Here is a 13,077-nt window from a genome sequence, read left to right on the forward strand (position 1 = left end):
GCATCCCCCTCAGCTCCCGCCGAGTCCGTGCCTCCGAGGGGCAAGCATGTCATGGCTTCGAGAACGGACCTCCATTGCAGCTCACCTCGCACCCGTCCACGACTCCCCAGACTTGAATCTCCAGCTCATCGAGACCGCGCTCTCCGGCGACAATCATGCGATCTGCGGAGATCGCCGAGATGGGAATGCGCAGGACCAGGTTCGGCCTGGCGCCATATCCACTGTCCTTCGAGAACTCTTGGGCAGTCTCCGGATCAGGAGACCAGGAAGTCATTTCACTCTCCGTGTCGTCACCGCTGTGCGCGACCGGGTCCCCGTGGCCTCCACGCGGCACGGCTCTTCCCGAAGCCGCGTCTTCATAGTTCCAGTGGTCGTGGGTGACACCTCGGTACAGGTAGGTGCCATCTGTGCCGGTCAGTTCTTTGGCGCTTTCCACGACGTCATGCGGAGTGGGGTTGTCTTCTCCCAGACCCGACGTGTCGAAGTTGGGGCAGGAGTTGTGCACCAAGATCGGAACGCCGTCCGCCACCACATAGTACGTGTGGAGCTCTCGGACCGTCAGGTTGTAGCGATCGGCCTCCCCCGGGGTCACATGCACCTGAGCGACGTAGATGTGGTGCCCGTCCTCGGTGGTGAGCGCGTGTCCCGCCTTGAGCTTCCCCGCGGGGACCCAGGCGTGGGCGGTCGCGTCCCAGAAAGGGTGCTTCGAGGTCGTATGGAGCGTTGCCGTGTGGTGGCGGCTGGTGCGGACCTTGACGTCGATCAGGTCCTTGTCATGGTTGACCAGCGTCGCGACGACCTCGCGGGGGCCGGTGTGTCTGCCGGTCTTCTGGTCGGCGGCCTCGACCTTGTCGCCGGTCTTGATCTTGCCGATCGTCTTGGTCCTGCCGCTGGCCATGAGGACGGGCGTGTCAGGGGAGAAGCTGCAGCGGGTTGTCGATTCCGCGGACTTCGTGCCCGCGTTACCTGCTGCCGGCTTGCTCGGTCTCGTCGCTTCCGCCTCCGCCTTCGCAGCATGCTCCTGCGCATTGGCGCGCTTCGCAGCGACGATGTCGGCCACGTCGTCGGCGGCTTCGTTCGCGGCGCTGGCTTCGGCGCCGGCTGCCGCGCCCCCCGTTGCCCCCTCTTCCAAGGCCCTTGCGGCGCCCATCCCCAGGCCCACGACACGGACGCCGAGGAGCATGCTGCCTCCCGCCTCGGCATCCGCGGCACCGGTAAACGCCCCCGCGACACAGTCCAGGACACCGGTACCGATGCACCACGCGGCGACCGGCAATGCCACCACCCCGACGGCCGTGTAGATCAACTGACCGCCGTCGTAGCTCTCGCATCGGTCCGTGCCGAAGTCCTCCGGCTGGCAAGGGGTCTCACCGAGCGTCGGTGTCGGGGTCTGCGTGGAGGTCGGGGTCGGCCCCATGGGAGGTGCCGGCGTGGTGGACGGTGCGGGCGATGCGCCGGTGGAGCCGCTGGAGGTCTTGGTGCCGCCGCCACCGTGGGATTTCTTCTTTCCGCCACCGCAGTCGATGGCGCACTTGTTCATGGACGGGTCGTTGTACCAGTCGTCGTAACCCGTGGGATCGCTGCTGCTGGCGGGATTGTCGGCGGCGTAGGTGTAGCCGCCCATCTGGTTGGGGTCACCGGTCTGGAAGATCGGGTCGGGGGTGAGGAAGCGGCCCACGACGGGGTCGTAGTTGCGGGCGCCCAGCAGGTTGAGGCCGGTGACGGGATCGGCGGGCCGGCCGAGGAAGCCGTGGTTCTCGTCCGGTGCCACCCAGGAACCGGGCTTGGTTCCGCGCGGGTTGCCCCAGGGGTCGAAGGAACGGCGGGTGGCGGCCAGCGTGGCGGCGTCGACGGCGGTCAGGGCGGTGCCCTGGCCGTTGGCGACCTGATAGCTGACCGTGCCGGTGCTGGAGCGGGTGACGGTGGTGCCGTCCGGGCCGGCGATGTTGCGCAGGCCGGTCCAGGTCTTGGCGCTGACGTTGAGGGTGATCTGCTCGGTGCCGCCGAAGAGGTAGAGGATGCGGGTCTTGTCCACGCCGTCGACCGCGGCGGTCTGTTCCAGCAGACCGCCCTGAGCGTCGTAGAGGTACTTGCTCGTGTTGGTGTGGGTGCCGGACGTCGTGGCCACGGTGGCCGTACGGCCCTCGGCGTCATAGGTGAACGTCTGGCTCTGGCCGGCCGGGACGGCGCCGTTCGCGGCGTTGGTCCAGGTCTGGCCACTGCCGCCGCAGGTGGCGAGGGTCAGCTGGGTGCCGGTGGTGCCGGAGGCTCCGGGGTCGGTCAGGCACATCGCGCCGTTGGCGTTGCTGACCAGGGTGCCGGTGGTGGTGACCTTCCACTTCTGGGTGGCGTCGGTCTTGCAGGTGTCGATCACCACGAGAGTGCCGCTGGTGGTCGCGTTGCCCGTGGTGTCCAGGCACATGCCGAGGACCCGCACCGTGCCGTCGGTGCCGATCGTCCACTTCTCGCTGGTGGCCCCGTTGCAGGTGTTGATCTGCACCTTGGTGCCGGCCGTGGTGGAGCCACCCGCGTCGTCGATGCACCGCTTGCCGCCGCCGGAGATGGTGAAGGAGCTGGTCAGCGGACCGGTGGTGGTCACCTTCCGGCTGATGGTGTCGCCGGCGTTCACGTTGCCGTGGGCGGGGTCGGTGTACGACGACGTGATGGTCGCCGTACCGGCCGGGTTGGCGAGGGTGGCGGTCCCCGCCTGGTCGGGCAGCGTCGCGGGCGCCGTGCCGTTCACACCGGGGTAGGCGACGCTCTGGGTGATGTCGCTGAGCGCGTTGCCGGTGGTGTCGTGGTTGACCATGCCGGTGCGGTCGCCGAGCTGGTCGTAGGTGTAGGTCTGCCAGTACGGGGCCGGACCGCCGACGGTGGTGGCCGTGATGGGGGCCGTGGTGGTGGTCTGCACCCGCCCGGTGTTGCAGCCGCCGATCGCGCCGGGTGTGGCCGAGTTCGGGTCGGTGATGCCGGCCGTGTCCGTCCAGGCGGCGGTCAGCCGCTGGAAGGAGTCGTAGGCGAAGCACTGGGTGTCGTGCGTGGTGTTGTTCTGCAGGTCGTCGGTCGCGGTGAGTTCGCCGGCCCGGTTGTAGCGCAGGTTGACGACGTCCAGGGCCGTGGCCGACGTCTGCACCATGCTGCTGGTCTGGGTGACGCGCCCGGAGGTGGCGTCGTACTGGGCGAAGGTCGCCAGCTCCTTGCCCACGGGCCCGTAGTTGGCCTGCAGCACCCGCCCGAACGCGTCGTGCACGGCGGTGTCCAGGTAGGCGGGCGTGTTGGCGGAGTTGATGAAGCCGCCGATGCCGTCGAGGTTGCCCTGCTGGGTGTAGCCGTAGTCGATGTCCTCGGCGGGCAGGTTTCCGTCCGCCTGGTAGTGCGCGGTGGAGAGCAGCCCGACGTTCGGGGTGTAGCGGGCGGTGGACGTGTAGGTGACGTTGCCCGTGGCCGGCGCGCTGCTCTGCCCGGCCGCGGCGAAGCCGTCGGTGGCCGGGATCGTCAGCGTGGTTCCGAGCGGCTGGTAGGCCGTGTTGTAGCCGGTGACGGCCTGGGTGTACGCCGACCCCGAGGCGCCCCCGACGTAACGGGTGGCCGAGGTCTCGTAGCCCTTCTCCAGGGTGTCGTACACATGGGACAGCAGCAGCTTGGTCGGGTCCGGGGTGGCCGACCAGGCGGCGGCGTACTCGGCCGTGAGGCGGTTGTCCCAGTCATAGGTGAAGGACAGCGCCTGGCCGCGCGCGTCGGTGGTCTGCAACAGGTTGCCGGCCACGTCGTACTTGTCGAACGTGGTGGTGCCGGCGTTGGGGTCGGTCTGGGACAGCTTCTGGCCGAGCAGGTTGTAGGTGTACGACCAGGTGTTGCCCGCGTTGTCCTTGATCGACTCGATCTGGCCCGCGGGGGTGTACGTATAGCGGGTGGTGGCGTCGGCCGCCGGGACGGTGCCCGCGGTGCCCTGCTTCCATGGCATGGCGCCGCCGGAGGCGACGACGGCCACGGTGGAGTCGTTGCGCACCTGGAAGGTGGCGCCGGTGGTGGCCGTCAGGCCGGTCGTCCACAGCTGGGCCGCGGCCGTGCTGTAGACGACCAGGTTGCCGTCGGTGCCGAACTTGGCCCAGGCGCCGGGGTGACCGCCGGTGCCGGAGGACCAGATGGTGGCGCCGGTCGCCAGGGCGGAGAGCACGAGGTTGCCGTCCGCCTGCATCGTCAGACGCACGCTGTCGGAGGTCAGCGAGGTTCCCGAGGGAATCACCGAGCCGCCGGGCAGGGTGACCGTGGAGCCGGTGTTCTTCACCACGGTGCTGGTGGTCTGGCCGATGGCGTTGGTGAACGAGGCGGTGGAACGGCCACCGGCGGGTGCCGTGCTGTCGACCTCATCGGCCCCCGGGTAGCTGGTGGAGGCGTGCCACTGCTCGACGGCCTGGTGCCAGAGGGTCTTCTCGAGGGGCCGGCCCTGGCCGTCGTAGGTGGTGGTGGTCTCCGAGGGGATCTGGTTCTCGTTCGCCGCGTACAGCGTGGTCGAGGGGAAGCTGTTCGGCTCGGAGTACGGCGCGTAGGCCGCGACCTTCCAGCCGTGCGAGTCGTAGAAGGTGTCCGAGATGATGCGGCCCGAGTTCGAGTCGCCCAACGCGGTGGACTGCACCTGCCGGGCCTGCAGCATGCCGTCGTAGATCGTGATCGAGGTGGCGTACGTGCCGTCCTCGCGCAGCGTCTTGGAGGTGACCGACGTCGGTGCGCCGGGCTGGGTGATCGTGTCTCCGGGCGCGGGTACGGCGCCAGGGTTGATGGAGTACTCGAAGGTGCGGTCCGCGCTCTGGCCGGCTGCCTTGTCCCGGCCGGGCAGCCACACGGCGGTGCGCCTGCCGAGCGCGTCGTAGGTCATGTCGGTCTTGCGGCCGTTGGCATCGACGTTCTCGATGGGTAGTCCGCGCAGCGGGTCGAGCGAGGAAGTGACCGTCCAGTTCTTGGAGTTGGTGGTGGTGATGCCGGTGGGGTCGGTGTTGCCGCCTGCCGAGGTCCAGGGCGGGGTGAAGTCCGTATGGGTGTTCTGCCCGGTGACGTCCAGCGTGTCGGTGATCCGCCCGGCGCCGTCGTACTTCATCGCCGAGTTGGTCTGCCAGTTTTCCGTGCTGCCGCTGTAGCCGGTGGCCGTGCGCACGGCGGTGACCCGACCGATCGCCGTGCTGCCGGTCTGCTCGAGCTGCCCGAAGGTTCCCAGATTCGTGAGGCTGCCGTCACCGTCGTAGTAGAGCTTCCTGTCGGCCAGGAGCGTGGTGGCGCTCGGCGCGGTGCCGCACGGGCCGCTGACGGTGGTGACCTGATCCGGGTAGGCGAGGGCCATCGAGTTTCCGGACGGCGGCGTCGCGTAGGTAGTGGTGGCGCACTTCTCCTGGTCCGGGTCGACGCCGTCACCGTGCTCGTTCAGGGTGGACAGGCGGCCCTGGCTGTCGTACGCGCTGTCGGTCTTGGTGTGCCGCCAGGTCCCGTTGGAGAGGAGCTGGTACTTCAGGGAGCTGCTGGACTTGATCCGTTGCGCGGTGAGATCGGGCAGGGTGGACAGGGCCGGCTCGGTCTCACCGGGATTGTCCTCCTGCGTCCAGTCCGTCCATGGCGTCTGGCCTGCGGAGACGGTGGTGGTGAAGGCGAACGGGCCGTTGACGCTGACGGCGTCGACCGTGCCGCCGGCCTTGGTGTAGGTCTCGTCCTCGAGCACGGTGCCGGACAGCTGGTCCGAGTCGGTCAGGCTCAGCACCGTGTTGCCGCCGACCTTGGCGTCGACGGTGACGGAGCGACGGGTGCCGTCGGCCTTGTAGTCGCCGTCCATGCCCTGCAGATAGGTGGTGGTCTGCTGGGTGACCGGCTCCGGAGCCTGGCCGGTCTGCACGGTAACGGTCCGGAAGCCGCGGAACTGGTCCCAGGTGCGGTACTGGTCGTCGGTCTGCGCCGAGTCGTCACGGTGCCAGGCCGGGCCGCCGTAGCTGTAGCGGGAGATCTGGGCCTCGGAGCCGGCCGGGATGTTCTGGGCGTCCGGCTTGTACTGGCCGGCAATGGTCAGGTCGGACACGGCCACGCTGTTCACGGTGACCTTGTTGAACCAGTCCGCAATCGGCTTCGAGGCGCCGGGAACGGTCCAGTAGACGGGGTAGCAGGAGTGGGCGTTGCTGTCTGCCTGGGAGATCGAGAGGGTCAGGCCCGCACAGGGAGCCGAGTTGTACTCGACCGCGATGGACTCACCGGTCTCCGTCTGCACGCTGGAGATGCGCGGCCGGTACAGCGGCGGTGCGGACGGGGAGTCGTCGTTGACCCGGTTGTCGATCTCCGTGCCGGTGAACGACACCTGGTTCAGCGTGATGTCGCTGTTGCCGTTGTCGTAGGTGTCCTTGCCGGTGTGCTGGATCGACTGCAGCCACATCACGGCCTGCAGCATCCCGGCGTCCTTGGGGTCCACCGTGGTGCCGGTGACCGGGTCGACGGTGCCGCCCGCGTCCGAATAGACCTGGCCCAGCTCGTAGGAGTCGACCGCGGTGAGCTGGTCGGTCGCCTTCACATGGACCTTGGTGGTGATGGAGGCCAGCCTGGTGGTGGTCCAGAAGCTGGGTCCCGACGTGATGCACACGTCGTCGGGGACGGTGGTGGCGCCGTCCGGGAGCTTGTTCTTGTCCGTCGAGTCGCAGTGCAGGTCCCACGGCACGTCCGGCCAGTGGGTCGCGGTGCTGTCCTTGAGATTCGAAGCCGAGCAGTCGGTGAAGGTGCTGGTGGTCTGGCACCGCTGGGCCAGGCCGAAGTCCACCTCGGCGGCGGGGGTGCGCCCGGCCTGCTCGTCGGCCAGCGTGTAGCCGTACGAGATGAGCGTCAGCGCGCCGCCACGGGTGTACGAGGTCAGAGTGCCGGTGTCGTCCGGATCGGTCGACTCGGCCGCCTGGCCGCCGCCGAGGTCGTAGTAATTGGATTCGGTGGTGTAGTCGTAACGCTGCACGAATCCGGCCGGCGACACCACGAAGTCGAGGTTCCAGCGCCAGCCCTCCGGCTTGTCGCACTGGGATGCCTTGCCCTTGGTGCTGTCGTAGCAGGGGTCCGTCGAGCGCGGGTGCAGGACGGGGACGCCCCAGGCGGAGTGCGTGGAGGGGTCGGCGGGGTTCGCGGACATGGTGGCACCGGTGCCCGCGCCGCTCGGGGAATGGTCGGCGCCGAAGTAGGCGGCGGTGCCGTCCGTGGTCAGGACCCGGTAGTAGACACCGTCGTGCAGGCCGTTGTCGGCGCCGGACAGTTCCTGCACGAGGGTGCCGTCGTCACCCTGCAGCCGCCACTGCTTGATCTCCCCGGGCACGCTCGAGTCCACCCCGTCGGGCACGAGCACTCCGGAATGCGAGCCGAAGGACAGCATGGCGTTGTCCCCGCCCCAGCACTCGTCGCCGGAGCCCTTGAGGATCTTGTCTCCGCCGGAGTCGAGGAGGGAGTCGCACTTGCGGTAGGCCCGCTCCACAGAACCGACCTGGTAGCTCCAGCCGTCTCCGACCCACGAGGCCTGGGAGTTGCGGGCGGTGGTCTCGCCGTCGACGGTCTGCGAGTCGTAACTCAGGCCGACGGACGGCGCGTTGCTGCCGATCGCGGACGGCACCGAGATCGGGTAGGCGTAGGTGAACGAGCCGGTGGCCGAGGCCTGCCAGGTACCGGCCGCCGACAGCTCCGTAACCCCGTAGTCACCCTGGGAGCCGGAGGTGCCGGAGGTGACGGCCAGCGCCGTGGTGCCTGTGGTGCTCACGGACATGGGCGCGGTGCGCACCGACATCGTGGTCGGGCCGCCGGCTCCCTGCGAGGGCTTCGTCTGCGAGGCGTGGGGGGAGTTCGTGCTGTTCGGGCTCGCCGTCGCTGGGGAGCCGTCGGCGCCCGGAGTCGGCTCAGCGGTGCCGTTGCCCCCCGCCGGCCGGGGCGTGTTCGAGTCCTTGGCGGGCTTGGTCGTGTCCGAGCCGTGGGCCTCCGCCTGAGTGCCGGCGGGCGCCGGCCCCACGGTGATGGTCGCCGTGAGCTGGTGGGCGGCGGGGCGGTTGGTGAAGGTCACCGGGATGCGCTTCTGGCATTCCGGGCGCTCTGGTGTGGTGAGCGCACAGCCCGGCAGTTGCACCAGCCGAAGCCGGGAGCCGTAACCGCCGCCGTAGGCCTGGGCTATGGCGGAGTAGTCGATGACCACTTTCACTCGGCCGCGCGCGGAGGCCGCACCGGCCGGGGTGAGGCCCAGAAGCATTCCGTTGGCGCCCGCCCTGAGCGCCTGGGTGTGCGATGCCGTCCGCACACGGACCTGGCCGACACCGCGGCCTTGGCCGGCGGGTGCCACCCAGACGGGCAGTGAGCCGGCCTTGACCGGCTCGGGTCGGCCGGTGGCGCCCAGGGCGACCGTCGCGGTGCCGGCCTTCGGCCACTCGGGCGCCTGCGCCCGGTAGGTCGTCAGGGGCTTGTACCCCTTCGGGTGTTGGGTGAGCTTCGCCTGCAGGGCATGGTGTCCCACGCTCGGAGTGACGGGCAGTCTCTTCGGATTCCACACCGCGCCGTTGAAGTGGAAGCCGCCGTGGTGCCCGAAACCGTCGTCCGTATCTCCGTTGAAGAATCCCGGAGTTCCCAGACCTGCGGCGATCGTCACCGGTATGAGTAGCGCGAGAAGTGCGACGGGAATTGTCCATATTCCGAGTCCGCCAAGAAATCTCCGGTGCCACACACCGGCGAACCAGCGACGTCTACCACTCACGCGTAACCAACCCCCCAGGGCACGGCCCTGAGGGACCGTCATATCGATAGATCACACGTGCGAGTGATCGACGGGAGGCTAAGTACGATCATGATCGGGCTCAATACCCTTTGCCAATTACATGGAAAACGCGTGCCCGGACTTGACAGATCATGTGTATTTTCTGTGCCTAAACGATCAACGAGCGTGGTCAACCGGGCTTCCCCACACCCCCGTTGCACTGCCGACCCATCCAACCGGCAGGGAGCGAGAACCGAGCCGTCCCCGCCCGCGACCGAAGGAAGCCCGACACGCGATGAGCCCACCATCCCCGCGCACCCGCCGCAGACCCGCCACGCCGCCCCGCCGACTGGCCCTGTTCACCGCCGCCCTCGGGCTGCTGATGGCCATACCCGCGCTGCCCGCCGCCGCCGAGGACGCCCCGTCGGCCCCGCCGTCAGACCCGCTGCTGGTCGCACAGGCGCAGGCCGTGTCCACCGGCGAGGCCGTCCCCGTGGACGCCCTGACCACGGAGGTGTCCACCACCGAGGCGCTGCCGGACGGCAGCTTCAGCAGCACCACCAGCGTGCTGCCGACAAGAATCCGCAGGGACGGCGCCTGGACTCCGGTGGACGGCACCCTGACGGCCGACGGCAACGGCGGCTACACGGCCAAGGCCACTCCGAACGGGGTCACGCTCTCCGGCGGCGGCGACGGCCCCCTGGTCACGCTCGACCACGCCGACGGGGCGAGCATGGCCCTGACTCTGCCGTTCACCCTGCCCAAGCCCAGCGTCAGCGGCGACACCGCCCTGTACCCGGCGGTGCTGCCCGGCGTCGACCTGTCGGTGTCCGTCACGGACCAGGGCGGCTTCAGCGACATCCTGATCGTGCACGACGCCAAGGCGGCCGCCGACCCCCGGCTGAAGAAGCTCACCCTGGCCGCCCACACCGACGGCCTCAGTCTGGCGACCACGGATTCCGACGCCATGAAGGCCACCGCATCGGACGGCGACCTGGCCTACACCAGCCCCCAGCCGCTGATGTGGGACTCCGGCACGAACCCGGCCAAGACCGAGGAGACCGGGCCGGTGTCCTCCGTGGCCGGGCCCGGGCCCGGCGCCGACACCGCACCGGTCGCCATGACCGCCACCGACAAGGCGCTCACCCTGACGCCGGACACCGGCATGCTCACCGACCCGGACACGACGTACCCGGTGTACATCGACCCGTACACGAATCCGGTCTCCTCCACCGCCGGCCACTTCACCGAGATCTACTCCAGCTCCGCCTGCGACAACGCACCGCAGTACGACAAGGCGCAGACCAACGGGCAAGGTGTGGGCTACCAGCGCTGGGGCGGGCCCTGCGGTGTCGGTCTGGAGCGCTCGTACTGGGCGATCAACACCAGTGGACTGCACTCGTCGTTCGTCGTCGACGACGCATACGTCAAGATCTCGACCACGTTCGCGGCGAGTTACAACTGCAGCGAGAACCAGCCGCTCACACTGCACACCACGAACGCGATCAGCTCCAGCACCGACTGGCTGTCCCGGCCCGGCACCCACGACATCGCGTTCCCGCCGGTGACCGACACCGTCCCCAGTGGTGCCAACTCCGGCAGCTCCTGCAGCAACAGCACCGCCACGTTCCACGTCAAGGACCAGGTGCAGAAGATCGCCGACCAGGAGGGCGACGGCTACGACGCGGACGGCACGTCCGGCGCCGGCACCAACACCTGGACCATCGGCCTGTACGGCAACGAGTCGGAGTCGTCGAGCAACAACGACTACCTGCGCATGTCGACCACGCTGACCCTCACCACGAAGTTCGACATTCCGCCGGACGTCCCCACCGACCTGCACATCACCCCGGCCCCCACCGGCGCCTCGGCACCGTGCACCACCAGCGGCCCGGGCTGGATCGGCGCGACCACCTACTCGGACGCCGGCAGCAACGTCAAGCTCCACTCCACGGTCACCACGCCGATGTCGGGCGAGAACGTCCAGGCGCACTACCACGTCTGGGACCGCACGGTCGACCCCGACGGCGACGGCAGCGGCGCGGACGTCTCCACCCCGGACAGCAGGTTCCTCGCCTCCGGTACCGACGCGGTCATGAGCATCGGCGCCACATTGAAGGACGGCCACCAGTACGGCTGGGACGTCTACGCCCAGGACGACTCGTCCCAGGGCCTCAAGTCCTCGATATCCGACCACTGCTGGTTCACCGCCGACTTCACCGCACCGCAGACCCCGGAGGTGACCGGCAACTCGTCCTTCCCGCCGGTCGGTTCCGGGCCCGCGGACCCCGTGGTCTACGCCGGCCCGGGCAAGACCACCGACTTCACCGTGGCCGGCGCGGACAGCCCGGCGAGCGACACCTCCTGTGCCCCCGGCCCCTGCAAGTCCAGCGGCATGGACTCCTTCCTGTGGCAGCTCGACTCACCGCCCACCGCCGGCACCGGCAATGGCGTGGCGGTCAGCGGCACGGACGCCCAGGGCCGGTCGACCGCCACGATCCACGTGCCGATCCAGGACTGGGGTGTGCACACCCTGTACGTGGCCGGCGTCGACAACGCCGGCAACATCTCCACCAGCCCCTACAGCTACACGTTCACCGTGCCCTGGAACCCGGACACCCCGGTCAAGCCCGGTGACATCTCCGGCGACGGTGTGCCGGACCTGCTCGCCACCACCAAGACCGGCGACCTCGACCTGGTCCCCGGCGACCGCGACCCGGCGCAGCAGGCCGCCCCGGTCCAGAGCGGCCCGGTCACCGGCACCCCGCCGGCCGTCACCGGTCCGGTCACCGTGGCCGCGAAGGCCGACTCGCCCGACGGCACCGGCTGGAACACCTACCTCATCGCCCACCGCGGCAATCTGCACGGGAGCGACGTCGACGACCTGTTCGCCTACAAGAACAACCAGCTCTACGTCGTCAAGAACGACCTGGACCCGGTCGACGACTCGTCCTTCCCGCGCAGCCCGCTGTCCACGTTCGGCGGCTTCATCGGCCGGCGGTTCGACGTCGTCCCCAAGGACGCCTGCGCTCCGTCCGACGTGATCGCCGACGACAGCCGCTGTCGCAGCACCGACTACGACAGCAAGACCTGGAACATCAGCCAGCTCATCACCCCGGGGAACGTCTTCGGCAACACCAACGGCTACCCGGCCGTCATCACCGTCGAGAACAAGGAGCTGTGGATCTACCAGGCCGACGGCGGATACCACCTGAAGAACCCGCTCCTGCTCGGCGACGGCGACTGGACGGGCCAGACCCTGATCGCCGCGGGCACTTTCAAGGGCAAGCCGGTGCTGTGGTCCCGTGACAACGCCACCGGCGATCTCTACAGCTACTCGATCACCGTCGACCCCGGCACCCTGGTGCCGTCGCTGCTGCACCCCACCGTGCACGGCACCCTGCCGCTCACCCTGCCACCGGCCGCCTTCCCGGTGGTCGCCTCGCCGGGCGATGTCAACAGCCCGATCGACGCGACCTCCAGCAGCACCGGAGGCCCGGACGGTCTGCCCGACCTGTACACCGTCGACCGGTTCGGCCAGCTCGTCGAGTACGGCTACCGGCAGAGTCCCGACCTCGTGTACCCGCCCAGGTACGACTTCGCCCCCGGAGTCTCGCTGGGCTCGGTTACGGACACCGCCACCCACTGGTGGAAGCTCGCCGAGGGCGCCGGCAGCACCACCGCCGACGGCACCGGCACCCTGAACGCCACCCTGTCCGGCGGCTACAGCTGGGGCACGGATACCACCCGCGGGCAGTTCCTCGGCCTGAACGGCAGCACCGGGTACGGCTCCGCCACCGGGCCCGCCGTGGACACCTCCAAGAGCTTCACGGTCTCGGCCTGGGTCAAGCTCAACTCGCTCTCCGCCAACAGCACCTTCCTGTCCCAGAACGGCACGACCAACAACGGCTTCCAGCTGTACTACTCCTCCGGCGCGCAGGCCTGGGCCTTCGGCCGGCACAGCACCGACGGGAGCGACGCCGCCTGGCGGGCCGCCTACGGCAGCAAGGGCGCCGTCGGCAAGTGGACCCATCTGGTGGGCGTCTACGACGCCACGGCCAAGGAGCTACGCCTCTACGTCAACGGCAGGCTCACGGGCACCAGGGACTGGACGTACACCCCCTGGAACGCCACCGGTCCGGTGCAGATCGGCCGGAAGCTCGCCTCCGGCACCTACGGCGAATACACCAACGGCGCGATCAGCGACGTCCGCGCCTACCCCTTCGCCCTTCCCCCCGCCGACGCCGCGGCCGACACCGACCTGCCCAAGGTCGCCCAGCTCGGCTGACGGCCCAGCCGGCACTCCCCCGTTGCCCGCACCCGGACCTTCCGGGTGCGGACAA

General features: G+C 69.2%; 2 protein-coding genes. One reads left to right on the plus strand and one right to left on the minus strand.

Annotation, left to right across the window (positions count from 1 at the left end; genetic code table 11):
* Window positions 1-49: 49 nt before the first annotated feature.
* The gene (locus tag LZ604_RS36015; protein ID WP_234514458.1) at window positions 50-8,629 is read right to left on the minus strand and encodes a polymorphic toxin-type HINT domain-containing protein; all 8,580 of its coding nucleotides are present in this window, start codon (window positions 8,627-8,629) and stop codon (window positions 50-52) included.
* 400 nt (window positions 8,630-9,029) lie between these two features.
* Between LZ604_RS36015 and LZ604_RS35685 the strand changes: the two genes are divergently transcribed.
* Window positions 9,030-13,022, plus strand: coding sequence for a LamG-like jellyroll fold domain-containing protein (locus LZ604_RS35685; protein ID WP_267971210.1), 3,993 nt, complete (start codon window positions 9,030-9,032; stop codon window positions 13,020-13,022).
* Window positions 13,023-13,077 lie beyond the last annotated feature (55 nt).

Origin of the sequence: Streptomyces glomeratus, assembly GCF_021462825.1 — a bacterium.
Classification (GTDB): Bacteria; Actinomycetota; Actinomycetes; order Streptomycetales; family Streptomycetaceae; genus Streptomyces; species Streptomyces glomeratus.

Excerpts from the sequence above, each read along its gene's own strand:
- LZ604_RS35685 (WP_267971210.1), top strand. The coding sequence starts at position 9,030 with ATGAGCCCACCATCCCCGCGCACCCGCCGCAGACCCGCCACGCCGCCC.